Annotated in this window: 30 protein-coding genes; 17 read left to right on the forward strand and 13 right to left on the reverse strand. The window is 63.2% G+C overall.

Translation table 11 applies throughout. The features are described 5' to 3' along the window. From nrdR to KUW62_RS12810, 3 genes are all read right to left on the reverse strand, one after another. Nucleotides 1-471, reverse strand: coding sequence for a transcriptional regulator NrdR (nrdR, locus tag KUW62_RS12800; RefSeq protein ID WP_224815854.1), 471 nt, complete (start codon nucleotides 469-471; stop codon nucleotides 1-3). Between the two features lie 165 nt (nucleotides 472-636). Then, nucleotides 637-1,053 (reverse strand): secondary thiamine-phosphate synthase enzyme YjbQ, encoded by a 417-nt coding sequence (locus tag KUW62_RS12805; RefSeq protein ID WP_224815855.1) that lies wholly within the window; start codon nucleotides 1,051-1,053, stop codon nucleotides 637-639. Nucleotides 1,054-1,154: 101 nt separating this feature from the next. Then, nucleotides 1,155-1,799 (reverse strand): DUF2161 domain-containing phosphodiesterase, encoded by a 645-nt coding sequence (locus KUW62_RS12810; protein WP_224815856.1) that lies wholly within the window; start codon nucleotides 1,797-1,799, stop codon nucleotides 1,155-1,157. Between the two features lie 194 nt (nucleotides 1,800-1,993). Here KUW62_RS12810 and rpmB point away from each other — a divergent pair, with 194 nt between their 5' ends. The 3 genes from rpmB (at nucleotide 1,994) to KUW62_RS12825 (ending at nucleotide 3,326) form a co-directional block, all read left to right on the forward strand. Beyond that, the gene (gene rpmB / locus KUW62_RS12815) at nucleotides 1,994-2,284 is read left to right on the forward strand and encodes a 50S ribosomal protein L28 (RefSeq protein ID WP_224815857.1); all 291 of its coding nucleotides are present in this window, start codon (nucleotides 1,994-1,996) and stop codon (nucleotides 2,282-2,284) included. 109 nt (nucleotides 2,285-2,393) lie between these two features. Beyond that, the gene (locus tag KUW62_RS12820) at nucleotides 2,394-2,747 is read left to right on the forward strand and encodes a hypothetical protein (RefSeq protein ID WP_224815858.1); all 354 of its coding nucleotides are present in this window, start codon (nucleotides 2,394-2,396) and stop codon (nucleotides 2,745-2,747) included. Nucleotides 2,748-2,798: 51 nt separating this feature from the next. Then, entirely contained in the window at nucleotides 2,799-3,326 is a 528-nt protein-coding gene (locus tag KUW62_RS12825) for a copper chaperone PCu(A)C (RefSeq protein WP_224815859.1), read from the forward strand. 92 nt (nucleotides 3,327-3,418) lie between these two features. Here KUW62_RS12825 and KUW62_RS12830 read toward each other — a convergent pair whose 3' ends face one another. After that, nucleotides 3,419-4,114 carry an NAD-dependent deacylase gene (locus KUW62_RS12830; RefSeq protein ID WP_224815860.1) on the reverse strand — a complete coding sequence of 232 codons (696 nt, stop codon included), beginning with the start codon at nucleotides 4,112-4,114 and terminating at the stop codon, nucleotides 3,419-3,421. Further along, a complete protein-coding gene (locus KUW62_RS12835; protein ID WP_224815861.1) occupies nucleotides 4,104-4,694 on the reverse strand; it encodes a hypothetical protein in 591 nt (196 codons plus the stop codon). Before KUW62_RS12835 ends, KUW62_RS12830 begins: the two co-directional genes overlap by 11 nt. 39 nt (nucleotides 4,695-4,733) lie before the next feature. Here KUW62_RS12835 and KUW62_RS12840 point away from each other — a divergent pair, with 39 nt between their 5' ends. After that, complete coding sequence (locus KUW62_RS12840; RefSeq protein WP_224815862.1) at nucleotides 4,734-5,165, forward strand: low molecular weight protein-tyrosine-phosphatase; 432 nt, start codon at nucleotides 4,734-4,736, stop codon at nucleotides 5,163-5,165. Nucleotides 5,166-5,180: 15 nt separating this feature from the next. Here the strand turns inward: KUW62_RS12840 and KUW62_RS12845 are convergent, their stop codons facing one another. Beyond that, nucleotides 5,181-5,480 carry a hypothetical protein gene (locus tag KUW62_RS12845; protein ID WP_224815863.1) on the reverse strand — a complete coding sequence of 100 codons (300 nt, stop codon included), beginning with the start codon at nucleotides 5,478-5,480 and terminating at the stop codon, nucleotides 5,181-5,183. A 150-nt stretch (nucleotides 5,481-5,630) separates the two neighbouring features. On the opposite strand from KUW62_RS12845, the gene KUW62_RS12850 reads away from it, so the two are divergent. Both KUW62_RS12850 and KUW62_RS12855 read left to right on the forward strand, forming a co-directional pair. Continuing rightward, entirely contained in the window at nucleotides 5,631-6,392 is a 762-nt protein-coding gene (locus KUW62_RS12850) for a 1-acyl-sn-glycerol-3-phosphate acyltransferase (protein ID WP_224815864.1), read from the forward strand. After that, on the forward strand, nucleotides 6,389-7,333 hold the full coding sequence (locus tag KUW62_RS12855) for a phosphatidate cytidylyltransferase (protein WP_224815865.1): 945 nt from the start codon (nucleotides 6,389-6,391) through the stop codon (nucleotides 7,331-7,333). The genes KUW62_RS12850 and KUW62_RS12855 overlap by 4 nt, the downstream gene beginning before the upstream one ends. A 28-nt stretch (nucleotides 7,334-7,361) precedes the next feature. On the opposite strand, the gene KUW62_RS12860 is transcribed toward KUW62_RS12855, so the two are convergent. The 4 genes from KUW62_RS12860 to KUW62_RS12875 form a co-directional block, all read right to left on the reverse strand. Next, a complete protein-coding gene (locus KUW62_RS12860) occupies nucleotides 7,362-7,610 on the reverse strand; it encodes a ParB/RepB/Spo0J family partition protein (protein WP_224815866.1) in 249 nt (82 codons plus the stop codon). 449 nt (nucleotides 7,611-8,059) lie between these two features. Next, nucleotides 8,060-9,202, reverse strand: coding sequence for a hypothetical protein (locus KUW62_RS12865; RefSeq protein WP_224815867.1), 1,143 nt, complete (start codon nucleotides 9,200-9,202; stop codon nucleotides 8,060-8,062). After that, nucleotides 9,203-9,580 carry a type II toxin-antitoxin system death-on-curing family toxin gene (locus KUW62_RS12870; protein ID WP_224815868.1) on the reverse strand — a complete coding sequence of 126 codons (378 nt, stop codon included), beginning with the start codon at nucleotides 9,578-9,580 and terminating at the stop codon, nucleotides 9,203-9,205. Next, nucleotides 9,577-9,834, reverse strand: a complete 258-nt coding sequence (locus KUW62_RS12875; RefSeq protein WP_224815869.1) for a hypothetical protein — start codon at nucleotides 9,832-9,834, stop codon at nucleotides 9,577-9,579. The genes KUW62_RS12870 and KUW62_RS12875 overlap by 4 nt, the downstream gene beginning before the upstream one ends. A 126-nt stretch (nucleotides 9,835-9,960) precedes the next feature. Between KUW62_RS12875 and lepA the strand changes: the two genes are divergently transcribed. From lepA to KUW62_RS12895, 4 genes are all read left to right on the forward strand, one after another. Further along, nucleotides 9,961-11,760, forward strand: coding sequence for a translation elongation factor 4 (gene lepA / locus KUW62_RS12880; protein ID WP_224815870.1), 1,800 nt, complete (start codon nucleotides 9,961-9,963; stop codon nucleotides 11,758-11,760). A gap of 356 nt (nucleotides 11,761-12,116) precedes the next feature. Further along, on the forward strand, nucleotides 12,117-12,767 hold the full coding sequence (locus tag KUW62_RS12885; protein ID WP_224815871.1) for a DUF5343 domain-containing protein: 651 nt from the start codon (nucleotides 12,117-12,119) through the stop codon (nucleotides 12,765-12,767). Then, nucleotides 12,768-13,367, forward strand: a complete 600-nt coding sequence (locus tag KUW62_RS12890) for a Swt1 family HEPN domain-containing protein (protein WP_224815872.1) — start codon at nucleotides 12,768-12,770, stop codon at nucleotides 13,365-13,367. A gap of 33 nt (nucleotides 13,368-13,400) precedes the next feature. After that, nucleotides 13,401-13,748 (forward strand): hypothetical protein, encoded by a 348-nt coding sequence (locus KUW62_RS12895; protein ID WP_224815873.1) that lies wholly within the window; start codon nucleotides 13,401-13,403, stop codon nucleotides 13,746-13,748. 841 nt (nucleotides 13,749-14,589) lie between these two features. Here the strand turns inward: KUW62_RS12895 and KUW62_RS12900 are convergent. Next, nucleotides 14,590-15,351, reverse strand: a complete 762-nt coding sequence (locus KUW62_RS12900) for an alpha/beta fold hydrolase (RefSeq protein WP_224815874.1) — start codon at nucleotides 15,349-15,351, stop codon at nucleotides 14,590-14,592. A gap of 99 nt (nucleotides 15,352-15,450) precedes the next feature. Here KUW62_RS12900 and KUW62_RS12905 point away from each other — a divergent pair, with 99 nt between their 5' ends. Then, nucleotides 15,451-15,822, forward strand: coding sequence for a hypothetical protein (locus tag KUW62_RS12905; RefSeq protein ID WP_224815875.1), 372 nt, complete (start codon nucleotides 15,451-15,453; stop codon nucleotides 15,820-15,822). A gap of 70 nt (nucleotides 15,823-15,892) precedes the next feature. On the opposite strand, the gene KUW62_RS12910 is transcribed toward KUW62_RS12905, so the two are convergent. Continuing rightward, nucleotides 15,893-16,804 carry a pirin family protein gene (locus KUW62_RS12910; protein WP_224815876.1) on the reverse strand — a complete coding sequence of 304 codons (912 nt, stop codon included), beginning with the start codon at nucleotides 16,802-16,804 and terminating at the stop codon, nucleotides 15,893-15,895. Between the two features lie 88 nt (nucleotides 16,805-16,892). Here KUW62_RS12910 and KUW62_RS12915 point away from each other — a divergent pair, with 88 nt between their 5' ends. Continuing rightward, a complete protein-coding gene (locus KUW62_RS12915) occupies nucleotides 16,893-17,405 on the forward strand; it encodes a hypothetical protein (protein WP_224815877.1) in 513 nt (170 codons plus the stop codon). Between the two features lie 57 nt (nucleotides 17,406-17,462). On the opposite strand, the gene KUW62_RS12920 is transcribed toward KUW62_RS12915, so the two are convergent. Then, complete coding sequence (locus KUW62_RS12920) at nucleotides 17,463-18,896, reverse strand: Glu/Leu/Phe/Val dehydrogenase (RefSeq protein WP_224815878.1); 1,434 nt, start codon at nucleotides 18,894-18,896, stop codon at nucleotides 17,463-17,465. A 272-nt stretch (nucleotides 18,897-19,168) separates the two neighbouring features. Between KUW62_RS12920 and KUW62_RS12925 the strand changes: the two genes are divergently transcribed. The 5 genes from KUW62_RS12925 (at nucleotide 19,169) to KUW62_RS12945 (ending at nucleotide 23,803) form a co-directional block, all read left to right on the forward strand. Then, on the forward strand, nucleotides 19,169-20,878 hold the full coding sequence (locus KUW62_RS12925) for a TadE/TadG family type IV pilus assembly protein (protein WP_224815879.1): 1,710 nt from the start codon (nucleotides 19,169-19,171) through the stop codon (nucleotides 20,876-20,878). A gap of 5 nt (nucleotides 20,879-20,883) precedes the next feature. Continuing rightward, the gene (locus tag KUW62_RS12930; protein ID WP_224815880.1) at nucleotides 20,884-21,423 is read left to right on the forward strand and encodes a TadE/TadG family type IV pilus assembly protein; all 540 of its coding nucleotides are present in this window, start codon (nucleotides 20,884-20,886) and stop codon (nucleotides 21,421-21,423) included. A gap of 13 nt (nucleotides 21,424-21,436) precedes the next feature. Beyond that, a complete protein-coding gene (locus KUW62_RS12935) occupies nucleotides 21,437-21,985 on the forward strand; it encodes a TadE/TadG family type IV pilus assembly protein (protein ID WP_224815881.1) in 549 nt (182 codons plus the stop codon). Between the two features lie 125 nt (nucleotides 21,986-22,110). Continuing rightward, nucleotides 22,111-23,364 carry a sarcosine oxidase subunit beta family protein gene (locus tag KUW62_RS12940; protein WP_224815882.1) on the forward strand — a complete coding sequence of 418 codons (1,254 nt, stop codon included), beginning with the start codon at nucleotides 22,111-22,113 and terminating at the stop codon, nucleotides 23,362-23,364. Further along, nucleotides 23,327-23,803, forward strand: coding sequence for a hypothetical protein (locus tag KUW62_RS12945; RefSeq protein ID WP_224815883.1), 477 nt, complete (start codon nucleotides 23,327-23,329; stop codon nucleotides 23,801-23,803). The genes KUW62_RS12940 and KUW62_RS12945 overlap by 38 nt, the downstream gene beginning before the upstream one ends. Nucleotides 23,804-23,810: the final 7 nt, after the last annotated feature.

Here is a 23,810-nt window from a genome sequence, read left to right on the forward strand (position 1 = left end):
TCAGCTCTCGGGTTCGGTCGCGGGCGGGCGCAGTTCCGACAAGAAGTCCTCGAAATCGCCGGTGGCCTGGAAGTTCTTGTAAACGCTCGCAAATCGCACGTATGCGACGGTGTCAATCGCGGCCAGGCGTTCCATCACGATCTCACCGATGACCTTGGATTGAATGTCCGTCTCGCCCAGGCTTTCCAGCCGCCGCACCATGCCAGAGATCATCTGATCGACGCGGTCGGGGTCCACGGGCCGCTTCTGCAACGCGATCCGGATGGAGCGTTCCAGCTTGTCGCGGTCGAAATCCTCCCGCTTCCCGGAGGATTTGATCACCACCAGATCGCGCAATTGCACGCGCTCATAGGTCGTGAACCGGCCCGCACAGGCGGGGCAGAACCGCCGCCGCCGGATCGCGACGTGATCCTCCGCGGGACGCGAATCCTTAACCTGGGTGTCTACATTTCCGCAAAATGGGCAGCGCATGGCCGCGCCCTCCTGTCCTTGTCGCGCGAAGGGAGCCCTTGCGCCTGCCTCGTTCCTTGGGGCTGGTGCCCTCTTATCCACAGGCACTATACGAAGGCCCCTGCCGATTGGGTAGAGCCATTTACGCGCCACAGCATCTAGGTGTTGCACAGACGCCCCGGCGCCTCAAAACGCCATGAATGTCGCCGCGATCCGGCGCGAATGCGGGGCGTCGCGATGCTCGAACAGGTAAATCCCCTGCCACGTGCCCAGCCGCATCCGCCCGCCCGCCACCGGGATCTGCAACGACACCGGCAGGACCGACGCCTTGATGTGGGCGGGCATGTCGTCGGGGCCCTCCGCCACATGGGTCAGCCAGCCCATCGACGGATCATCACCGCGCGGCACGAACCGCTCGAAGAAGTGCCGCAAATCCACCTGCACGTCCGGATCGGCATTCTCCTGGATCAGCAACGAGGCTGACGTGTGCCGCACCATAAGCGTCAAAACCCCGTCACCCGAACCGGCCACCCAGCGCGCCACGTCGCGGGTGAATTCGTACAATCCAGGCCCCCGTGTACTGATCTCGAATTCCGTCTGCATCACCTTGTCCTTGCTTTATGCGACCGCAAGAACCGCCATCTGCCAGTCCAGGACCATCCGACCCGCGCGCACCTGCCTGAGCAGCATACGCCTAGGCCCCCTTAACCCGCGCTCGCAACGCTGCGGCCTGCGTCACTCAACCGATAGGTGCCGATCGTGACCTTCTCGAACCAGCCGTAATGGTTGTCGCGCATGATCGTGGTGGCCCGTGCCACGCCGGTCGACTTGGCCACCTCAGCCCCCCTGGCCTCCCCCGCCAGTGCAAGGAATTCCGCGCATAACGTCGCCTCCTGCCGGTAGGCCGTGACCCGCGCGCCGCGGATGCCGCCGAGGTTGGGATCGCCCTCGCGCCGCTCGAACTCGCGCAGCATCGCGCGCTTGCGACGGGCCACCTTGCGCGGCGCATAGGGTCCCGGATCGCAATGGATTTCCACCAGCCCGGTCTCCATCCGCACGCTCATCAGCCCAAGGCCCAGCCGCCGGGCCAGTTTCACGTTCTCGCGCAGGGATTTCAGCCAGGGCCGCCCCTTGCCGCGCGCCACGCAGACATAGACGCAATCGCAGACCGCCAGCCGGGCGATCCCCTGGTGGAACAGCGCCAGCGAAAAGCCCCGCTTCAACTCCACGACCACCATGTCATCCCCGCGCAACCCCACCACGTCGGCCGCGCCGATCTCGGCCTTGACGTCGAAGCCCAGCGCCTCCAGGTGGGTCTTGACCGGCGGATACAGATCGCTTTCCTTCATGCGGCGCAGCCTAGGGACAAACGCGGCGCCCGTGAATCCCCCTTCGCGCCCGATTCCCGGCTTGACACCCCGCCCCCGCCTTCGTAATGCCTGCCCTCAGTTTTCCGGGCGTGGGGCGTTGTCCCTCGCCCTTTTGGTTTCCGGCCCGGCAGGCCCCGCCTCCGCCCCGGTAGATGATGATGAGAGGAACGCCCATGTCCCGCGTTTGCGAACTGACCGGCAAAGGCCCGATGACGGGCAACAACGTATCCCACGCCAACAACAAGACGAAGCGCCGCTTCCTGCCGAACCTGAGCGACGTGACCCTTGGCTCCGATATCCTGGATCGCCGATTCAAGCTGCGGATCTCCAACGCCGCCCTGCGCACGGTCGATCACCGCGGGGGCCTCGATGCCTTCATGGCGAAAGCCAAGGATGCGGAGTTGAGCGAACGCGCCCTGAAGATCAAGAAAGAGATCGCGAAGGCCCAGGCCGAACAGGCCTGATCCCACCCGCATCCCCGATTGGCACGCCCCGCCGGTGACAATACCGCGCGGGGCGTTCTCGTTTTTGTGCCTTGGCCACCGATGGTCCGGGGCGCTACACCTGCCCCCGATGATGATGCGCCTTCTCCTGACCGGCTTCCTGGCCGCCTGCCTGACGCTGACCGGCCTCTCGGCTGTCGTGGCGCAAACGCGCATGGCCGCGTCGGGGGGCTATTGCGGCACGGATGCGCCGCAGATTTTGCTGGATGCGGCGGGCCTTCCGGTCCTGGACGCGGGCGGCGAAACCATCACGGCCCCCGATTGCCCGCTCTGCCATCTGCCCGTGGTCCTGTCCGCCCCCGGAACCGCCCCCTCGGCCCCGCCCGAGACCCTGATCGGCGCAGCCCCTGCGCCCGCCACAACCGACCTCGCCCCCCGCGCTGTCCGTCTGACGGCCCAGGCCCGCGCGCCCCCGCGCGCCTGATCCAAGCCGACCTTCCATTTCCAGACGACACAGCAGCGAAAGAAGTTCCCCATGCAGCTCAAATCCGCCCTTCTGGGCGCGGCCCTTGCCGTGCTCCCCGCCCTCGCCTCCGCCCATATGGTGATCGAGGATGCCTATGCCCGCGCCGCCAGCCCGCTGGCGCAGACCGCAGCCATCTACATGTCTGTCCGCAATCACTCGGACGCGGATGATCGCATGTTCCGCGTCGAAAGCGATGCGGCCGACAGGGTGGAAATCCACACCCATGTGCAGTCCGATGATGGCGTCATGCGCATGGTCGAACTGGAGGACGGTATCTCCATCCCCGGTGGCGCAACCCACACCCTGCAACCGGGCGGGGATCATATCATGCTGCTCGGCCTGTCCGAACCACTGGAGCAGGGCGATACGTTCGAGATGCTGGTCTTCTTCGACGTCTGGGTTCCGATGATCGTGACCGTCACCGTCGACAACGAGGCAGTGAATGCTATGGTCGGTCACGGCGACGGTGATGGCGGGATAGACATGGATGGCGATGCCGGGGCCGACCATTCCGGCCACGGATCCTCTGACGGTTGACCGGTACGCGATCTGCGCCGCGCCCGGATCTAGGGGCGGTGGGGTCGAGGCGGGTCGTCATCTCTCCAGGCTCAAACCGCTCCGGTGGCGCGTCACCCGCGCCCATCCATCACCGTCGCAACCCAGCCCGGCACCACGTCCGTCGCCGGTCCGATCAAGCGCGCGTCGAACCGCCCGCCGGTGGCCTCCAGATTGATCTCCAGCGTCCGCGCCCCCGCCCTCCGTGCCTCCTCCACGAAGCCCGCCGCCGGGTAGACCTCCCCCGAGGTGCCGATGGCCACGAACAGGTCACATGCGGCAATCGCCTCCGCGATGCGCTCCATGTGATAGGGGAATTCGCCGAACCAGACGATGTCGGGGCGGCAGGGGCCCTTGCCGCAATCGGGGCAGGCATCGCCCGGCTCCATATCGCCTTGTTGCGCCCATGTCGCCCCGCACGCGGCACATAGCCCGCGCATCAACTCCCCGTGCATGTGGATCACATCCCGCGCCCCGGCGCGCTCGTGCAGGTCATCGACGTTCTGGGTCACGATCACGGCCCCCGCCGCGCCCAACCGCGCCAATGCAACATGGGCGGCATTCGGCGCAGCCTCCAGGGCGTTGCGCCGCCTGGCATTGTAGAACGCATGAACCTTGGCGGGATCGGCGGCGAAGCCTTCCGGCGTGGCCACCTCCGCCAGATCGTATTTCGTCCAAAGCCCGTCCTTGTCGCGGAACGTGCCCAGCCCGGATTCCGCCGACACCCCGGCCCCGGTCAGCACGACGATGCGGGACGGATCAACGGCCACCGCATCGCACCTCGCCCGCGGGCACCTCGCAGATATCGGCCGCGTTGATGCGCGCGACATAGTCGATCAGCAATCCCGGGGGCGTGTCCGGCCCCATGATGAGGGAGGCGAAATGCATCCGCGTGGGCCCGCGTGCCGCAACCATCACATAGCTGGTTTCCGGAACGCCCTGCGCCGCATCCCCCGGACAGGTCAGGTTCAGCGTGTGGCTCGGCAAGGCGGCGACACCGCCCTCCTCCCGGTCCACCAGCCTGATATCGGGACACGCCTGCGCGGCGCCCTGCAACGCGAAATCCGCAAACCGCTCCGGCGTCATTGCGCTGTCCGGGTGCCCTTCCCACGTGGTCGAGATCTGGATCACGATTTGCACGTCATTGGCGGCCACGTCACCGATCACGTAAATCTCCGAATAGACACCGTCGTCCTGGTTTTCCTGAAGCAGCGCCGCGTCGTCGGTCAGGGCAAGGTCAAGCCGCTCGCCGGTTCTGTACCAACCCGGATCCTGCGCCGCCGCGGTCAGCGCCATCGCGCACCACAAAAGGCCGGCAGCGGCAAGAGCGGGTGTTTTCGGAAAAGTCATGTCTTGTCCTTCGTGTTACGGCGGGCGAGCTTACGTGGCATGACCCACTCTATCTTCGTTGTCTGTCTCGGCAATATCTGCCGCTCTCCCACCGCGGAAGCCGTGTTGCGCGCGCATTTTCCCGACCTGCGGATCGACAGCGCCGGAACCGGGGACTGGCATGTCGGCAAGCCCCCCTATCCGCCGGCGATCGAGGCCGCGTCCGCCCGTGGCTACAACCTGAGCGATCAACGTGCGCGCCAGATCACGCGCGCGGATTTCAACGATTTCGACCTGATCCTCGCCATGGACGAGTCCAACCTCGTCGACTTGCGAGAGATTGCGCCCGACAACGCCCGGATCGAACTGTTTCGCGCGCCAATGGGCGGCGGTGCGGTGCCGGATCCGTATTACACGGGCGATTTCGACGGCGCGCTCGACCTGATCGAAGAGGCGGCGGCGGCTTGGGCCAAGGCCCTCACGGCGCCGTAAGCACCGCCAAATGCCTCAGCCGCAGCGTTGTTCGGCCAGGGTGGAGAATGTCCGCCACGCCTGCCACATCGCCTCGTCACTGGCGCGGTCCGACTGGCGCACATCCTGCGCGCGCTGCGGGTCGTCGAACCAGCGTGCGCCCTCGCGCATCTGGCTGCGCGACAGGGTGGCATCCGCCGCCTCCCCGATGCACGAACAGGTGGCCCGGCTCGCATCGCGGTCGGACGCGTTACACGCCCTCTGGATCGGATTTGCGGAAACGGCGGTGGGAACGGCCAGGAATACGGCCGCAAGGACGGGATAAATCAGTTTCATCAATGTCGCCTCGGATGGGGTGTTCGGGTCTTTTGCCCGGTTCTGCTCTGGCCGGAATATGCCCCAAACCGGGCCGTTGGGTCAATTCACGTGTTTGTCGTTCGACTGCCTTGTCTTCCTTTTCGGCCACGGCTCTGCCACAACCTGCAAATGTCTGACCTTGCGTCACTTCCCCGCCGCATCGCGGCCCGCGCCGTCGGCCACGCGCTGGCCTTCGTGGCGCGCTTCATCACCGCCGTGCGCGCCGATTGGCGCGGGATCGAACCGGTGGCCAAGCAACGCGTCTATTACGCCAACCATGTCTCCAACGGCGACATGCCGATGATCTGGACGGTCCTGCCCGGCCACATGCGCCGCCAGACGCGTCCCGTCGCCGCCGCCGATTACTGGCTCAAGAACAGGCTGCGCGCCTTTGTTGGCCCGGAAGTCTTCAACTGCGTCCTCATCGACCGCCGCCCCGAGGCGCGGGAGGAGGACCCGATGGCCAAGATCAACCAGGCGCTATCCGAAGGCTCCTCCCTCATCATCTTCCCCGAGGGCAATCGAAACATGACCGACGACCCCCTGCTGCCCTTCCGCGCCGGGCTCTACAACATGGGCCGCGCCCATCCGGAGGTCGATCTGGTCCCCACCTGGGTCGCCAACCTCAACGAGATCATGCCCAAGGGAGAGATCATTCCCCTGCCGCTCATCTGCACCGTCACCTTCGGCGCGCCGATCCATGTGGCGGAGGGGGAGGACAAGGACACGTTCCTCAAACGGGCCGCCGACGCGCTCGTGGCTCTCGCCCCGGAGGGGCGGTACGAACTTACTTCTCCGGAGGGGCGGTACGAGCTGGCTTCCCCGGAGGGGCGGGATCAAAGCGCACCACCCGAGAAACGCGACCCAGACCAGGGGGCACCCGCCCCATGAACATGGACACGACCACCGATATCGTCCTTCTGGGCCTCGCCGTCTTCGGCATCCTCATTGCCTTCACCATCGCGGGCGAGGGCATGCGCGCCCGCCTGCCGCGCGGCGAAAGCAACCCGGTGGTGGAGGCCTTCGTGATGCGCGTCCACACCTGGTGGGGCCTCGCGATCCTGCTGACCCTCGCGCTGCTTCTGGGCCGGATCGGGATCATCCTGCTCTTCGCCTTCGCCTCCTTCGCGGCCTTGCGCGAATTCCTCACCTTCGCGCGCAAACGCCGGGCCGATCACCTGCCTTTGGCGCTGGGATGTTTCGTCATCCTGCCGCTGCAATACGTGTTCGTTGCGCTGGACTGGACCGCCCTTTTCACCGTCTTCATCCCCGTCTACGCTTTCCTGCTGCTCCCCATCGTCTCCGCGCTCCGCGGCGATGCCACCAACTTCATGGGCCGCGTGGCCGAGACGCAATGGGGCCTGATGATCTGCGTCTTCTGCATCTCCCACGTGCCCGCGCTCCTGACCTACGACATGCCCGACGGCTCCGACCGCTCGATCCTGCTGATCGTCTTCCTCGCCATGGTCGTGCAATTGGGCGACGTGTTCGAATATTACGCGGGCCGCCGCTTCGGCCGCCGCAAGATCGCCCCCGACCTGTCCCCCAAGACGGTCGAGGGGATGGTGGCGGGCGTGTTCGCCGCGGCACTCATCGGGGCCGTGCTCAGCTGGGTGACGCCCTTCGGCGTGCTCGGCGCGGCGGCGATGGCCGCGCTCTCCTTCATCGTCGGCATGTTCGGCAGCCTCGTCTTCGCCGCGATCAAACGCGACAAGGGCGTGAAGGACTGGTCCCACCTAATCCCCGGCCAAGGAGGCCTTCTGGACCAGCTCGACAGCGTGATCTTCGCGGCCCCGATCTTCTACCATGTGACGCAGTTGGTGTGGTCCTAGTCAGTGCTACCGCGCCCGCGTGATGTCCTTAGTGCAATCGCGCCTGCGTCACGAACACCGTCACCCGCTCCTCCCCCAGCGCGCGCAGAGCCTCCAGCCGGTGATACCCCTCCAAAAGCACATACCGCCCCTTCCCCTCCCGCACCCGGATGGGAGTCGTCTGCCCGTTCTCCAGAATGTCATTGGCCAGCGCCTCGACCTTCTCCGCCTCCAACGTCTTCTTCCGTTTGGCGGGCACATAGATGTCGTCGATGCGCAGGGGGATGGCATTGGGCATGGCGCGCGCTCCTTGGGGCTGGAGGGGGAGCGTAGCACGGGATTGGCAAGGGCCGGTGGGAATTCATGCGACATGAGATAGCCCCGCCATCGACGGGCCGGGGACTGTCGATCCAACGGCGCTTCGGAGCGGTTTATGCCCGCCAAGCTCTTCAATTTTATGACCGAAGCACCCAGCCTCATCAAATCGACAGGCCGCCGGACGGCCCGTCGATGGCGGGGCGGGCAAGCCCGCTGTTAACCCGCTTGGACGCCTGCAGTTCCGTTTACCTCAGGCGCCATTGTCGGGCCGCGGTTCGGCGATCCAACATTCGCGCAGTGGCACTTTATACCGGCCAAGCCAGCGCACCCAACGAACGGAGCACCCAGTCTAACCATATCGCCGTGCCGGGGGGCGGCCCGACGATGGCGCGGCGGCGCAAACGCCGCTGTTAACGCGCTTGGTGAATTTCACGTCAGGAGCTTCAGCCAGTCCTGAGCCAACGAGGTTAGCACTCGGATGTTCGCCGGGTTGAGTAGCCAAACCGAGAGACCAAAGGCCGCATTAGCGAAGATCGCGAGTCCGACAACCTCCGCAGGGGAATAGTCTCTTGTTTGGAGAAGCATATATCCGGCGTTAAGTGCTTCGATGGCTTCTTCAATGCTTTCAGCGTTTGGCTCGGAAGACGATGCTTGATTATGGAGAGTCCGGATTGCATTCCAAATGGCAGTTACTTGCTGCACGGCATCGGAATTCAGTCCGGTTGGTTCCGGCGGGCAATTGCCACATATCCCGAACCGGGTATCAAGGTTTGCGCCCGAACCATCCTCGATCTCTTCGATCTTTGAGAGTACGGCAAACCGCGCTTCAATCCGTGCGATCTCCTCCGACACCGCCTCTGGCCCGGCCTCCCAAATGTCATCGGGGATTAGTGCTACAGCCGTCCGAATTTCCTTCGGCAACGGTTCCCCCAAGACGACACTCCGATAGTAGCGCTCCCAAAAGGTCCACGGACTGTCTGGATCGCATAGTCGCGAGCCACTCAGATGTCGATCCGCTTCACCTTGAAACTGAGCGAAGGGAAAGGAGCTAAGGCTCAACAAAGAATGCAAATAATCCAGCGAGCCGGGATAATGGATCGAACGGTCTGAGATGGAGTCGCCGGAACCGGAGTGGGCAGTCGACGCAAACGCTGCACTTGTTGCCTCAGCACAACACAGGGCGATATTCGCATCAGCTTTATGTACGATCGCAACTGCACCTGCTGCAGCATCGCAGGCATAGGCGAACCCGTGATCTGGCAATATTTCTGAGTATGCACCGTATGCCTTTGAGATCACTTGATTGAGTGACCGCGTGATCGAAGTCGCAATCTTCTCACAGAGGTCCACAAAATCGGTCGATGCATTCTCTTGCGCAAGGCCAGCCATCAGAAGCGACCGCGCGCACAGCAACGCAAGTTGTTCGTTCCAACGGTCACTTTCTGAGGCCATCGCCAGAGGGAAGGCTTGAATTGTGGACTTGTAAGCAATCCAGCGTAAATCCTCCGCAGATTGGGTCGTCAGCTCTGAGAGCAATGCGCTTCGAAGACTCGAGTATGTTGAATCGACCACCTACTTCCCCACCTCCCGCAACCACCCCGCCATCTCCTCCGCGCTCATCGCCCCCTGCGCCAGCGCGATCACCTTTGGCCCCATAACCTCCGGCTCGAACGCCATCCGCACGCCATTTGCCTGCAACACCACAACCATCACCTCGTAAGCCGTCCGCTTGTTCGCATCGTTGAAGCAATGCCCTTGCGAAACCGCTTCGCCGTAGGCCGCAGCAAGATCGAACACATCCGCAATCATCCCGTAGGCGATCCGATGATCGACCCGCGCCAACGTACCCTCCAGTGACTTGTCCAAAGCCAAGCCCTGCAGCTCGCCCGGGTTCAGCACAGCATCATGGATCGCCACGACCAATTCGGTCGGCAAAAGAACCCAGCTCATTTGTCTTTCAGGTAATCAAGCACCGGCTGGTCGATGTTCTTGCGGTCTTGGAGAATGGACATAACCTCCTCCATCGTCGCAAACCGAGGCTCCCCCGCACCCGTGTCCTGCACAAACTCCGCCGGCACCAAATATGCCACCGGCTTCGAGTTCTTCAAAATCGCCACCGGCTTGCCGTTCGCCCGCGCCAAAACCTTCTGCGGCTCGCGCAATTCGGTGATCGAGGCAATCTCATTCGTCAGCAAACGTGTCATATCCTACCCTCCAAATTACATATCTCTATACACAAAATCTCGCACATCCGCAACGTCGCCGCACCCCTTTCCCAAACCGCGCCCGTAAGCTACATCCATGCCCAAGCCCTTAGGACGCCGACGCACATGACCGACCTCAACCGCATCCGCAATTTCTCCATCGTCGCCCATATCGACCACGGGAAATCCACGCTCGCTGACCGGCTGATCCAGCTCACCGGCACCGTGGCCGAGCGCGACATGCAGGAGCAGCTTCTGGACTCCATGGATATCGAGCGCGAGCGCGGCATCACCATCAAGGCCAACACCGTCCGCATCGAATACCCCGCCAAGGACGGCCACACCTATATCCTCAACCTCATCGACACCCCCGGCCACGTGGACTTCGCCTATGAGGTCTCGCGCTCCATGCAGGCCGTTGAGGGCTCTCTGCTGGTGGTGGACGCGAGCCAAGGCGTCGAGGCCCAAACGCTGGCCAATGTCTACCAGGCCATCGACGCCGATCATGACATCGTGCCTGTCCTCAACAAGGTTGACCTCCCCGCCGCTGAACCCGACCGCGTCCGCGAGCAGATCGAGGATGTGATCGGGATCGAGGCCCATGACGCCGTCGAGATTTCCGCCAAGACGGGCCTCGGCATCCCCGACGTGCTGGAGGCCATCGTCACCCGCCTCCCCGCCCCCAAGGGCGACGCCGAGGCGCCCCTCAAGGCCATGCTCGTCGACAGCTACTACGACCCCTATCTCGGCGTCGTCGTCCTGATCCGCGTCATCGACGGCAAAATCCGCAAGGGCGACCAGATCCGCATGATGAAGACGGGCGGCAAATACGGCATCGACAAGCTCGGCGTCTTCCGGCCCCAGATGCAGGACATCGCGGAGCTTGGGCCGGGCGAAATGGGCTTCCTCACCGCGTCGATCAAACAGGTCCGCGACACCCGCGTGGGCGACACCATCACGCACGAGAAACGCCCCACCGACAAGGCGCTCCCCGGCTTCAAACCCTCGCAGCCTGTCGTCTTCTGCGGCCTCTTCCCCGTCGACGCCAACGATTTCGAGGATATGCGCGACGCCATCGAGAAACTCGCCCTCAACGACGCCTCCTTCACCTCCGAGATGGAGACCTCCGCCGCCCTCGGCTTCGGCTTCCGCTGTGGCTTCCTGGGCCTCCTCCACCTCGAAGTGATCCGCGACCGGCTGGAACGCGAATACGACATCGACCTCATCACCACCGCGCCCTCGGTCATCTACCACGTCCACATGCGCGACGGCACGATGCAGGAGCTTCACAACCCCGCCGACATGCCCGACCTCACCCATGTCGACCATATCGAGGAGCCGCGCATCAAGGCCACCATCCTTGTCCCCGACGAATATCTCGGCGACGTCCTCAAACTCTGCCAGGACCGCCGCGGCATCCAGCTCGACCTCACCTATGCCGGCACCCGTGCTATGGTCGTCTACGACCTGCCGCTGAACGAAGTCGTCTTCGACTTCTACGACCGCCTGAAATCCGTCACCAAGGGCTACGCGTCCTTCGACTACCAGATGATCGGCTACCGCGAGGATTTTTTGGTGAAAATGTCGATCCTCGTGAATGACGAGCCCGTCGACGCCCTGTCCATGATGGTCCACCGAGACCGCGCCGAAGGCCGCGGCCGCGCCATGTGCGAGAAACTCAAAGAGCTCATCCCCCGCCACATGTTCAAAATCCCGATCCAGGCGGCGATTGGCGGTCGTGTGATCGCGCGCGAGACGTTGAGCGCGATGCGCAAGGACGTGACCGCCAAGTGTTACGGAGGCGACGCCACGCGGAAGCGGAAGCTGCTGGACAAGCAGAAGGCGGGTAAAAAGAAGATGCGGCAGTTTGGGAAGGTGGAAATTCCCCAATCCGCCTTCATTAGCGCCCTTAAGATGGACGGCTAGGCGCAACCAGCCTTAGTCGCGCGACAGGGAATTTCCACCAGTGGGGGAAAGCGACTTTTGCTCGCAGAAGTCTGCGGCCCCACCCCCTCACCATTCCAGACGCACCGCCAGCCCCAAGCCCTCTCAAACGCCCACCACAAAGCCCCGCCATCGACGGGCCTGGGTCCGGCGATCCAACGCCCGCGCTCTGGCACTTTATCCCAGCCACACCATCGCACCCAACGAATGGAGCGCCCAGCCTCACCAAATCGCCGGGCCCCGGACAGGCCCGTCGATGGCGGGGCGGGCGCTGCCCGCTGTTAACCCGCTTGGAACTAGGCATTGAAAACCGGATGTCGCGCCTTTACGGTCAACCTATGGCACAAAAACTACCCTATTTGGCGACCCCGGGAACTGTTCCAAAGGTTCTTGACAAAATTATTGAGGCAAAAACGCCTGAGCGATTCACAATTGATTTCCTAGGGACGCGACTCGGTTTCAAAGGAGGAAACGCGCGTCCAATCATACCGCTACTCAAGCGGATTGGCCTTTTAACAGAGGACGGAACCCCAACTGAACTCTACCGGAAATTTAGAACCGAGGGTGGGCGCGGCAATGCAATGGCGAGCGCCATCAAGCAAGGTTACGACGAGCTATTTATAAGGAATGAATATGCTCATGATCTATCAAAGAATGACCTGAAAGACTTGGTCTACGAAATTACTGGAGCGGAGAAAGGTAACACCGCGACCGAGTGCGTGATCTCTACATTCCTAAACTTAAAGGAATATGCCGACTTTGAGTCTGACGCTATTGCTCAGACCGAAACCGATGCATACGAAGGCCGCACCGATACAATCGCGACCTCTGAACACGAAGACGTGCCGGGTCAAAACCCTTCTGACCAGCCATCAAACCAGAGAACTTTTGGACTTTCTTATACAATCAACATCAATCTTCCTGAAACCAAGGATGTTGAAGTATACAATGCCATCTTTGAGGCCATTGAGCGAAAGCTCCTCAAATAAATGCCAATCAATCACAACCATCGCTATTTTGGGCTGAATAGTCTTTCGTTGGAAGCGGCAGTTCAAGAGGTGCAGCAGCGGCTCGGCTTAAGTCTCGGACCATCTCACAGCGATAAGTCATCCAGCGCAGCTAGTATGGACGCAACCTTTTACCCGCAGTTTTCGGAAAGAATTAGAACTGATGCGGAACGGATGGCGCGGAATTACATTCTCTTCTACAGTCTTGAAAATGCAATCCGAGATCTGATTGATGACGTTCTTTTCGACGCTATTGGTCCCGATTGGTGGGAAGAACCTGATGTAGTTCCCGAACCAGTTCACAAGAATGCGGATAAGAATAAGAAAAAAGAAGATGGCACCGGCGTCACGCCCAGGTCCGATCGGATGCTGGACTATACCAACTTTGGAGAACTTGGAGAAATCATAAAATCGAATTGGACGAATTTCGGAGATATCTTTCGCGATCGCAGGGCGGTTGAACGGATCATCGCAAATCTCAATACCTTGCGCGCTTCAATTGCACACTGCACTGCGCTTTCGGAAGACGAGGAACTTCGTCTTCATCTTTCTCTGAGAGACTGGTTCCGTCAACAGGCGTAGGACTTCCCATCTTTTGCGTCTCTGCCTCCCCACATGCGCCTTCTCCTCGCCCTCCCGCTCCTCCTCCTCCCCGCCTGCGACGCGGGCCATCTCGGCAATCCGCTGCTCCTGCCCATCACAGGCCTCGCCACCGCCGTGGAGAACACCTCCTTCAACGCCCACCGCGCCCGCGTCTCCGACCTCCTCGCCGCCAACCAGCCCGCCGTCATGGCCGAGGCCCTCTCCACCCCCGGCCCTGCCCTCGCCGCCCTCTACCAGACCGCCCAGATCCCCCCGGCCAGCCAACCCGCCATCCTCCGCGACCTGGCCGAGATCTCCGCCGCCCCGCCAGCCGATTGGGTCGAGCGCGCCACAACCATCGCCATGGTCCACTCCATTTAACCTAAGGCTCCCATCCGCCGCCCCCACCCAACCCGCGTCTATACCAAACCTATACCAACCCTATACCCGTCCTATATCCGGCACCGATTCAATATCTTGTAGGCCGTGATTCTGCACCCACGCCCCGAAAACCCCGCCCCGTCCGCTCAAATCGACCACGCCCGCACCCGCTCCTCCACAGGGTGAGAAAAACGTTAACGCTCAACCTTCTGGAGAGTGCATCCCCCTGCGCCACACAGGGTTCTCAACACTTTCATCCACAAGAAATCAGGCCCCCGTCGCGTTATTTCGTTGCCCGCCCGCTGCACTTGGGGAACAGTGATCTCACCGCAGCGAAGGACCTGTCCGACGCGGCGGGCGCCACGGCCTCCGAAGGTCGGAAGCGCGCCAGGTGGAGCTTCGGTTCAAACCAGCACGTGGAAGATCGAGGGCTTGGAAGACGGCTGGCAAGTCATTGACGTGCAAGTCATTTTCGAAGCAGCAGACCATGGTGGGGCGTATAGGGAACCGCAAGGGGACCAAGCGTCAAGTAGGGACCCGCAAGGGTACCCGCGCACCGGAGAGGGAACGTGCAAGCGGACCTGATCCATTCGAAGGCGTCAGGGTGGGGGCAACCCCAATGCATGGACCGCGTCCGAGCACCTGGCGCCTTCACCTTTTCCACACACGTGACACGAGAAAAAGGGCCCGGAACCTCAACGGCCCGAGCCCTCGCATCAGGAATGCAATCCGCGTCCATGCACCTGTGCGGTTTGCCTAACCCGCGCGTGCGGCCCGATCAAGCGCGTCGGGCCGATCTCGGGCCGTCCGCAACATTTACGCAACACCGCGCGGGCGGACACTATTTCTGGGCCTCCGCGTCCAGAAACGCCCGGCACGCCGCCTCGAATTCCCGCGGTTTCTCCGCGTGGAGCCAATGGCCTGCGCCCGGGATCTTCGCGAAGCGTGCGGCCGGGAAAAGCCGTTTGAATTCAGGCCGATGTTCCCGCGTAACGTATTCCGACGCCGCCCCCGACAGGACCAGAACCGGCCCGTCGAAGTGGCCTGGGACGTCCGGAAACCCCAAGATCGCCGCCATATCGGCCTCCAACTGATCCAGGTTCAGCCGCCAGGCCCGCGCCTTCACGTCCAGGGATTGCAACAGGAACGCCCGAACCCCTTGTTCCGAAATGACTTTTGCAAGCAGCCGGTCCGCATCCCCCCGCGTGGCGACCGCGCCCAGATCCACCGACCGCATCGCGTCGATCATCCCTTGCTGCGTGTGGGAATACGCCACAGGCGCAATATCCGCCACCACCAACCGCTTGACGAGATTGGGAAATTTCAGCGCAAGGACCATCGCGGCCTTGCCCCCCATGGAATGCCCGATGACCTCCGCGACGCCGCCATAGGCCCCGATCACCTCGGCCAGATCCTCGGCCATCGCGTCATAGGAATGAGGCGCGGCCCAAGGACTGCTCCCATGATTGCGCATATCGACCGCGATCACCCGGCGCGTATCGCTCAGCCGTTTGGCGATCACGCCCCAGTTCCGCGCCGAACCGAAAAGCCCGTGCACGATGATGAGGGGCGCACCTTGCCCGTATTCGACGACGCTCAACATGGGCCGAGCCTAGGGCGAAACGCGCGGAATACCAACGGGTTGAGCGATGGGCGTCCGAGCGGTATCCTGGCCGGGTTCAAAGGCTGGGGGGCCGATTCCATGGACCACGCGCGCTATATCGAAGTGACCGACGATCTTCGTGACCTGATCGCCGAACGCCTGTCGATCCGCGCGAAAAGCTTCCCCAGGGCAGTGCGAAAGGCCGGGCGGTTGTTGCCGCCCAATGCCCGCGCCGCGGCGGACGCCCTGATACAGCTTGAACCTCGCGTATCGCATCCCAAGCTCGCCGTCCGCACCGACCCTGCACAGGTCGACCACGCGGCGGAGACGATCCGCACCGCCCTTTCGGCCCACCGCCCCGGCGCGCGCGCCAGCCGTCAGCGCAGCTTGTTCATGGCGGAAGTCGGGTTTCGGGCCCTGGTCCTCATCGGGGCGGGGCTCGCATTTCTTCAGTGGCACAGCCCGGTCTGACCCGGCATTCTTTATGGATCGGCGGAGCGGAGGACCTGTCCCCCGCTCTGCACCTGTCACATGACCCGCCTCAGTGGGCGGGCTGGATGAACGTCCCGTTGCGCAGATCCTGCATGGCCTGTTGCAGCTCGGCCTGGGTATTCATCACGATGGGTCCGTGCCAGGCCACCGGCTCCTCGATGGGGGCGCCGGAGACGAGCAGGAAGCGCACCCCGTCGGGGCCGGCCTGAACCGTCACCTCGTCGCCTGAGCCGAAGCGGATCAGGGTGCGGTCGCCGGAAAGGTCGCGGATATTCACCTCCTGCCCCATGACCTCCTTTTCGAGCAGCACGCCCGAGGGCGCGGAGGCGTCAGTGAATGTCGCAGAGCCTTGGAAGACATAGGCAAAGGCGCGGCGATAGGTGTCGATCCGAAAGGTCTTGCGGACGCCCGCAGGCACGGAGATGTCGAGGTATTGGGGATCGGCGGCGATGCCATCGACCGGGCCACGCTTGCCCCAGAACTCTCCCGTGATCACGCGCACATGGGTGCCGTCATCGTCGGTCACTTCGGGAATGTCGGCGCCCTGGATGTCTTGGTACCGCGGGGCGGTCATCTTCTGGCTGCCGGGTAGATTCCCCCAGAGCTGGAACCCATGCATCTGCCCCTTGGCGTTCCCGAGCGGCATTTCCTGATGCATGATGCCGGAGCCTGCCGTCATCCACTGGACCGATCCCGGCCCAAGCCGACCCGTGTTCCCGAGGCTGTCGGAATGTTCCACCGTGCCTTCCAGCACGTAGGTGATCGTCTCGATCCCCCGGTGGGGGTGCCACGGGAACCCCTTGGCGTAAAAGGCCGGGTCGTCGTTGCGGAAATCATCGAACAGAAGGAAGGGATCAAGCTCCGACGGGTCCTGGAACCCGAAGGCGCGGTGCAGGTGAACGCCGGCTCCTTCCATGGTGGGCATGGCCGGGCGCGTTTCCAGAATGGGACGAATGGACATATCAAGGCCTCCTTGCGGCGTGTCTTGCCCCTAGGTAGGACGGGCGAGACCCTGCGCCTAGTCTGCATGGGTCCACGGAAGGTGTGCGATGGCGCGGAAGAAGAAGATCGACCCGAACGAGGTTCTCGCCTCCATCACCCCCAAACCGGCGCGGCGCGTCGTGGCGGTCGGCATGATCGTGGCGCTCGGGCTGATCGTGCTGAGCGTGGCCATCGCCCGGCCCCCGGCGGCGCTTGGCTGGATGCTGTTCCTGACGTTTTTCGGTGCGGGCTGCATGTGGCTGGCCTGGGCCATGTGGCAGGCGACCGGGCGGCGGATCGAGCTGACACGCTCGGAATTGCGCGAGGTGGGCGAGGATGGCCGCGTCCTTTGCACGATCGAGAACCTCGCCAAGGTGGATCGGGGCATGTTCGCCTACAAACCGGCGGGCGGGTTCGTGGTGCGCCTGAAAGAACCGATGAGCCGTGTCTACGCGCCCGGCATGTGGTCGCGCTTCGGGCGGACGCTGTCGGTGGGCGGGGCCAGCGGGCGGCGCGATTGCAAGGAAGTGGCCGACCTGATGATCGTGTTGATGGTGGAGCGGGACGGCGGCCTTTCCTGACAAGACCGCCGCGCGGGGCGCGCTAGAAGGCGCATTCCCCTTACCGCCCCGCCCGGGTCAGATCCCCTTGGCCTGGTAGCTTGCCGCGACCCGGTTGATGGAGACGAGGAAGCCAGCCGTCCGCAGGTCCGTAACCTCATCGCGGGTGTGCCAGACCTCCCGCATTGCGGCGTAGGCCTCCCGCATCGTGTCGTCGAGGCCGGACCGGACAAGCTCCAACTCTCCCGCGCCGCGCAGGTACTTCGTCTTAAAGTTTGGCGACAGGGTCCAGTTGATCGAGCTGTCCTTGGAGATCCGTTCCAATTCGTCCACGATCAATTGGTGGCGCGCCTCCTCCTGCCGGCGCTGCATCCGCCCGAACCGGATATGGCTGAGGTTCTTGACCCATTCGAAATAGGACACCGTCACACCACCCGCATTGGCATAGAGGTCGGGGATAATCACCGTGCCTTTTTCCATCAAGATGTCGTTGGCCCCCGCGGTTACGGGGCCGTTGGCCGCCTCGATGATAAGGGGCGCCTTCACGTCATTGGCGTTCGACAGGTTGATCACGCCTTCCAGCGCGGCGGGTATCAGGATGTCGCAATCCTCCGTCAGGCAAGACGACCCGTCCTCGACATAAGTGCCGTGGGGATAGCCCTTCACACCCTGGTGGTCCGCGATCCAGTGGCGAAGGCCCTCCACGTCGATACCGTTCGGGTCATGGATCGCACCGTCGCGTTCGATCACATGGGTGATGATCGACCCGTCCTCCTCGCTCAGGAACTTGGCGGCGTGGTAGCCCACATTGCCGAGGCCCTGCACGATCACGCGCTTGCCGTCGAGCGACCCGCTCAGCCCCGCCTTGGCGATATCCTCGGGGTGGCGGAAGAATTCCTGGAGCGCGTATTGAACGCCGCGCCCCGTCGCCTCCACCCGGCCCTGGATGCCGCCCGCATGGGGGGGCTTGCCGGTCACGCAGGCGCGCGCGTTGATGTCGGTGGTGTTCATGCGCGCGTATTGGTCGGCCATGATCGCCATCTCCCGCTCGCCCGTGCCCATGTCGGGGGCGGGGACGTTCTGGGCCGGGTCGATCAGGTCACGCTTGATCAGCTCATAGGCGAAACGGCGGGTGATCTTCTCGATCTCGTCCTGGTCATATTCGCGGGGGTCGATGCGCAGGCCCCCCTTCGATCCGCCGAAGGGCGCTTCGACAAGGGCGCATTTGTAGGTCATCAGGGCCGCCAGCGCCTCAACCTCGTCCTGGTTGACGCCCATGGAATAGCGGATGCCGCCTTTGACCGGTTCCGTATGCTCGGAATGCACCGACCGGTATCCCGTGAAGGTCTGGACTTTGCCGCGCAGTTTCACACCGAAGCGCACGGTGTAGGTGGAGTTGCAGACGCGGATCTTCTCTTCCAGCCCCGGGGGCAGATCCAGAAGGGCGGCCGCCCGGTTGAACATCAGGTCTACGGATTCGCGGAAACTGGGCTCGGCCCGGTTGGTCGTCATGGCGCTTCTCCCTTTCGCCGTCGCCTCGCACACAGAGGCAGGGACGCCAGGGGTCCCCGGACGCCCGGGAGCAGAAGGACACAAGGTCGTTGGTTTCGCAACCGAAGCTTGCGCCGCGGCGCAGCACATCAACGGGGCGGGGAATTTGCAGATGACCACTTGTCTTCACGCCCCTGCCCCATTTCTGCCTTGCTTGGCCCGGATAACGACCAACGGCGATATGTGTCCGTAAGAGCCATACGCCGAGGGTATTATTTTGTGGAGTAGAGGCCATGACGGGCCTTTTGGCAAAAATGGCGACCTCTGCCAGCGCGATGGCCGCGCGGCTGTCGCCCCGGCGCTTCGCACGCCGCGAAGACGGCACCGTGACCGCGTTCGCGGTGATGATGTTCATCCTGATGGTCAGCGTCAGCGGTATCGCGATCGACGTCATGCGCTACGAAACGCAGCGCGCACAGCTTCAATATACATTGGACCGCGCGATCCTCGCCGCCGCCTCGCTCACGCAGCCCTATGACCCCGAAGGCGTGGTGCGCGACTATTTCGCGATTTCCGGGCTGACCGAGTATCGCCTCGATATCCGCGTGGAGGAGGGGCTGAATTTCCGCCGCGTCCACGCCTATGCCGAGACCGAGTTGCGCCCCCACTTCATGCAATTGTTCGGTGTGCGCATGATGACCTCCCCCGCGATCGGCGCGGCGGAGGAGCGGATGGATTACATCGAAGTCTCCATGGTCCTCGATATCTCGGGCTCCATGGGCGACAACAATCGCATGGTGAACCTGCAACCGGCCGCGCGTGAATTCGTGACGGAGGTTTTGACCGCAAACGGCACCGACGCGGAGGAGAACCTCGTATCGGTCTCCATCGTGCCCTATAACGGCCGGGTGAATGCCGGTGCGCTGATCGGCAGCGTCTTCACCTTCGACGACGTCCACAATTATTCGAACTGCGCCCGTTTCCTGCCCGCGGATTACCTGACGACTGCCATTGACCCGGCTGTCCCGATCCGCCGCCTGGCCCATTGGGACCGCGACAACGAAGACGACGATCAGCTGTTCGAAACCCCCCATTGCCAGACCGACCAATACGGCGCGATCCTGCCTTGGCAGCACGACGAGACCACGCTGCACAACGCGATCAACGCCCTCTCGACCGGTGGCTGGACGGCCATCGACGTCGGTATGCGCTGGGGCGTGGCCCTGCTGGACCCCGCGGCGCTGCCGGCGGTCAACGGCCTGATCGCCTCGGGCGACGTGCATCCCGATTTCGCGCAACGTCCCGCCCCCTACCGCGACGGGATCGAGTCGACGCGCCGCGACGACGAGACGATCAAGGTGGTCGTCCTGATGACGGACGGCGACAACACCAACCAATATGACCTGCGCGATGCCTATCGCACCGGCTATGCCCCGATCTTCTACCATCCCGGGGACGATCAGTACTCGGTCTGGTGGGAAGACCAGGGACAGTTCTGGCTTCCGGCCGACGACCCGCGCGATGCAAGCGGTTCTTGGCAGAATTCGCCCCATGGCGGGTGGAGTGCCTATGGCATGACCTCCGCAGAATTTACCACCGACGGCCCCAACGCCTATGACGGTGGCAGCCATACGGGTGAGGTCCTGCTCTGGGCCGACCTCTGGGCCGCCTATACCGCCGAATACATCGCGGAGGAATGGCTGGAGGAACCGGCCCGCGCCTCCGGCCATTGGGCGTTCCACAACGCCGTCGCGGACGATGCTAGCTATCGCTATGCCGCCCGGACCGAGGCCGATACGAACCTCTACAATATCTGCGACCAGGCCCGTGCCGCCGGCATCATTGTCTTCTCCATCGCCTTCGAGGCGCCCGAGGGCGGCCAGGACGTGCTGGAATACTGCGCCACGACCGAGTCCCACTACTATGACGTGGACGGGTTGGAGATTAACCAGGCCTTCGCCTCCATCGCGCGGACCATCAACCAGTTGCGGCTGATCCACTGATGCTGATGTACGAGCTGAAAAACGCGCTGCGCCGCTTCCGCGACGATGAAAGTGCCACGGCGACGATGGAACTCGTCATCGTGTTCCCGTTGCTGCTTCTGGTCTTCATCGCCGCGTTCGAGACGGCGATGATCCTGACCCGGCAGATCATGCTGGAACGGACACTCGACATGGCGGTGCGCGTGTTGCGCCTGACGCGCGGCGAGTTGACCGACGCTGACGAGGTGCGCAATGCGATGTGCAGCAACACCTCGCTCCTGCCCAATTGCGAGACGCTGTTGTCCATCGACCTCTACGTCATCGACGACGACACGTACGACATGCCGTCCAACGACGAGATCTGCGCCGACCGCGGCAATGACATCGTGATCGCCCCCAGCAACGAGTTCTCGCCAGGCAGCAACGATAGTTTCCTGCTGGTGCGGACCTGCCTGATCGTGGACCGTATCCTGCCGATTTCGGGATGGGGCCTGAACCTCGCGCGCGACGATTCCGGGGGGATGCACATGATGGCCTCCACGATCTTCGTGAACGAACGGAATTGAGAGGAGACCTGATATGAAACAGCTTCTGTCCCGGTTCTGGTCCGACACCTCCGCCGCCGTCGCCTTCGAATCCGTGATCGTCATGCCGCTCCTGATCTGGGCATGGGTCGGCACGTTCACCTTCTTCGACGCGTATCGCACGTACAATACGTCGGTGAAGGCCACTTACACGGTGGCCGACCTTCTGTCGCGCCAGACCGATATCCAGTACCCGTCCGACATCGACGGCATGTCCGCCATGCTCGACGCGATGATCCGCAACAATGACGGGGTGGAGGTGCGGGTGACACAGATCCTGCGCACGACGACCGACACCTATTCCGTCGACTGGAGCCACGCTACCGGCACATTGGCCGCGCTCGCCACGCCCAACCTGACCGCGATCGAGGCGCAATTGCCCGCGATGGCCCAGGGGGAACGGGTCGTGTTGGTGGAAAGCTTCATCAACTACGTGCCGACCTTCAACATGGGCCTGCTGGACCTGACCTTCGAGAATTTCACTCTCACCCGCCCCCGCTATGCCGGGCAGGTGCGCTATGACCCGGTGCAACCGACCAGCTGATCCGGCGACACGTCGCGCCCCGCAAGCCGCATGTCGCGGACGGGCTTTCGGTTGCGCGGACCCTGGTTTAACGTGGTGCAACAGCCCTCCGATCCGGGGGGCTTTGCTGCGACCGAGGGGGCGACATGCGCTATTCCGGGCTTGGGGTTCTGTGGCAGGGCCTGACAGGCAACACAGGCTGGCGCCCGGCATGGCGCGATCCGGAGCCGAAATCCGAATATGACATCGTCATCATCGGCGGCGGCGGTCACGGATTGGCAACGGCCTATTACCTTGCCGCCGAGCACGGGCTGACCAATGTCGCGGTTCTCGAAAAAGGGTATCTGGGTGGCGGCAATATCGGCCGGAACACCACCATCGTGCGCGCCAATTACGGGCTTCCCGGCAATTCCGAATTCTACTCCCACTCCCTCAAGCTCTGGGAAGGGCTGGAGCAGGAGTTGAACTATAACGTGATGCATTCCCAACGCGGCATCATCAACCTGTTCCATTCCGACGGTCAGCGCGATGCCTTCGCCCGGCGCGGCAATGCGATGATAAACCAGGGCGACGATGCGATCCTTCTGGACCGCGCGGGCGTGCGCAAGATGCTGCCCTATCTCGACTACGAACAGACGCGCTTCCCGATCTATGGCGGGCTTTACCATCCGCGCGGCGGCTCGGCCCGGCACGACGCTGTCGCATGGGGCTTCGCGCGCGGCGCGGACCGGCGCGGGGTGGATTTGATCCAGAATTGCGAAGTGACCGGGATCGACATCGAAGGCGGTGCGGTGCGCGGTGTGCAAACGACGCGCGGGGCGATCCGGGCGAAGAAGGTCGGGATCATCGTGGCGGGCCGCTCGTCACAGGTGGCGGCCATGGCCGGAATGCGCCTGCCGATTGAAAGCCACGTCTTGCAGGCCTTCGTAACCGAGGGGCTGAAGCCCGTCATTGACCATGTCGTGACCTACGGGATGGGCCATTTCTATATCAGCCAGTCCGACAAGGGCGGGCTGGTGTTCGGCGGCGATCTGGATTTCTACGCCTCCTACGCCGCGCGGGGGAACCTGCCGATGGCCGAACATGTGGTGGAGGCGGGCATGACCCTGATGCCGATGATCGGGAAGGCCAAGATGCTGCGGTCGTGGGGCGGGATCATGGACATGTCGTCCGACGGCTCCCCCATCATCGACAAGACCCATATCGACGGGCTCTATTTCAACGGCGGCTGGTGCTATGGCGGGTTCAAGGCGGTGCCGGGATCGGGCCATTGCATGGCGCATCTGATGGCCACCGACCGCCCGCACGAGGCCGCCGCGCGTCACCGGCTGGATCGGTTCACAACAGGGAAAGGGTTGATGGATGAAGAGGCTACGGGCTCTCAGCACAATCTGCATTAGCGCGATGCTGTGTTCCGGTGCTGCCGATGCGCAGGGCTTTCCCGCAGGTTGTTTCGTGCGGGATTACAGCCCCGAGCACCTTGCGACCCACCCCGAACAGGGGATCGCGGGCCTGCGTATGCTGTTCGATACTGCCGACCTGACGGTCTCCATCGTGGCTGTCACCTCCTACGGGGGTCAGGCGCTGCGCGACGGGGTGCCGGGGCGCTTGCTGATCGCGAATGCCCTGTGCGACAGCGATGGGCGCTGCGACATTCCCTGCAACGGCGGTGGCTTCTGGCTGCACCGGGATGAGGGGGAGACGATCCTGATCCGCACGGACGGTGCGCGCGTCGCGGAACGGACCTGCGATCCGGACGCATCGGGCACCGACCTGGTCGAAGTGCCGGGCGAAGTCACAACCTACCGTCTGACCCGTGTTCCCCTCGAAAGCTGTTAGAGGCCGC

The organism is Hasllibacter sp. MH4015, from assembly GCF_020177575.1.
Classification (GTDB): Bacteria; Pseudomonadota; Alphaproteobacteria; order Rhodobacterales; family Rhodobacteraceae; genus Gymnodinialimonas.

Excerpts from the sequence above, each read along its gene's own strand:
- KUW62_RS12860 (WP_224815866.1), bottom strand. The coding sequence starts at position 7,610 with ATGCCCAATGCCATCCCCCTGCGCATCGACGACATCTATGTGCCCGCC.
- KUW62_RS12825 (WP_224815859.1), top strand. The coding sequence starts at position 2,799 with ATGCAGCTCAAATCCGCCCTTCTGGGCGCGGCCCTTGCCGTGCTCCCC.
- KUW62_RS12890 (WP_224815872.1), top strand. The coding sequence starts at position 12,768 with ATGCCAATCAATCACAACCATCGCTATTTTGGGCTGAATAGTCTTTCG.
- KUW62_RS12875 (WP_224815869.1), bottom strand. The coding sequence starts at position 9,834 with ATGACACGTTTGCTGACGAATGAGATTGCCTCGATCACCGAATTGCGC.
- KUW62_RS12820 (WP_224815858.1), top strand. The coding sequence starts at position 2,394 with ATGATGATGCGCCTTCTCCTGACCGGCTTCCTGGCCGCCTGCCTGACG.
- KUW62_RS12805 (WP_224815855.1), bottom strand. The coding sequence starts at position 1,053 with ATGCAGACGGAATTCGAGATCAGTACACGGGGGCCTGGATTGTACGAA.
- KUW62_RS12935 (WP_224815881.1), top strand. The coding sequence starts at position 21,437 with ATGAAACAGCTTCTGTCCCGGTTCTGGTCCGACACCTCCGCCGCCGTC.
- KUW62_RS12845 (WP_224815863.1), bottom strand. The coding sequence starts at position 5,480 with ATGAAACTGATTTATCCCGTCCTTGCGGCCGTATTCCTGGCCGTTCCC.
- nrdR (WP_224815854.1), bottom strand. The coding sequence starts at position 471 with ATGCGCTGCCCATTTTGCGGAAATGTAGACACCCAGGTTAAGGATTCG.
- KUW62_RS12905 (WP_224815875.1), top strand. The coding sequence starts at position 15,451 with ATGGACCACGCGCGCTATATCGAAGTGACCGACGATCTTCGTGACCTG.
- KUW62_RS12920 (WP_224815878.1), bottom strand. The coding sequence starts at position 18,896 with ATGACGACCAACCGGGCCGAGCCCAGTTTCCGCGAATCCGTAGACCTG.
- KUW62_RS12895 (WP_224815873.1), top strand. The coding sequence starts at position 13,401 with ATGCGCCTTCTCCTCGCCCTCCCGCTCCTCCTCCTCCCCGCCTGCGAC.
- KUW62_RS12885 (WP_224815871.1), top strand. The coding sequence starts at position 12,117 with ATGGCACAAAAACTACCCTATTTGGCGACCCCGGGAACTGTTCCAAAG.
- KUW62_RS12835 (WP_224815861.1), bottom strand. The coding sequence starts at position 4,694 with ATGACTTTTCCGAAAACACCCGCTCTTGCCGCTGCCGGCCTTTTGTGG.
- KUW62_RS12940 (WP_224815882.1), top strand. The coding sequence starts at position 22,111 with ATGCGCTATTCCGGGCTTGGGGTTCTGTGGCAGGGCCTGACAGGCAAC.
- KUW62_RS12945 (WP_224815883.1), top strand. The coding sequence starts at position 23,327 with ATGAAGAGGCTACGGGCTCTCAGCACAATCTGCATTAGCGCGATGCTG.
- KUW62_RS12850 (WP_224815864.1), top strand. The coding sequence starts at position 5,631 with ATGTCTGACCTTGCGTCACTTCCCCGCCGCATCGCGGCCCGCGCCGTC.
- KUW62_RS12855 (WP_224815865.1), top strand. The coding sequence starts at position 6,389 with ATGAACATGGACACGACCACCGATATCGTCCTTCTGGGCCTCGCCGTC.
- rpmB (WP_224815857.1), top strand. The coding sequence starts at position 1,994 with ATGTCCCGCGTTTGCGAACTGACCGGCAAAGGCCCGATGACGGGCAAC.
- KUW62_RS12900 (WP_224815874.1), bottom strand. The coding sequence starts at position 15,351 with ATGTTGAGCGTCGTCGAATACGGGCAAGGTGCGCCCCTCATCATCGTG.
- KUW62_RS12930 (WP_224815880.1), top strand. The coding sequence starts at position 20,884 with ATGTACGAGCTGAAAAACGCGCTGCGCCGCTTCCGCGACGATGAAAGT.
- KUW62_RS12840 (WP_224815862.1), top strand. The coding sequence starts at position 4,734 with ATGACCCACTCTATCTTCGTTGTCTGTCTCGGCAATATCTGCCGCTCT.
- KUW62_RS12915 (WP_224815877.1), top strand. The coding sequence starts at position 16,893 with ATGGCGCGGAAGAAGAAGATCGACCCGAACGAGGTTCTCGCCTCCATC.
- KUW62_RS12925 (WP_224815879.1), top strand. The coding sequence starts at position 19,169 with ATGACGGGCCTTTTGGCAAAAATGGCGACCTCTGCCAGCGCGATGGCC.
- lepA (WP_224815870.1), top strand. The coding sequence starts at position 9,961 with ATGACCGACCTCAACCGCATCCGCAATTTCTCCATCGTCGCCCATATC.
- KUW62_RS12870 (WP_224815868.1), bottom strand. The coding sequence starts at position 9,580 with ATGAGCTGGGTTCTTTTGCCGACCGAATTGGTCGTGGCGATCCATGAT.
- KUW62_RS12810 (WP_224815856.1), bottom strand. The coding sequence starts at position 1,799 with ATGAAGGAAAGCGATCTGTATCCGCCGGTCAAGACCCACCTGGAGGCG.
- KUW62_RS12910 (WP_224815876.1), bottom strand. The coding sequence starts at position 16,804 with ATGTCCATTCGTCCCATTCTGGAAACGCGCCCGGCCATGCCCACCATG.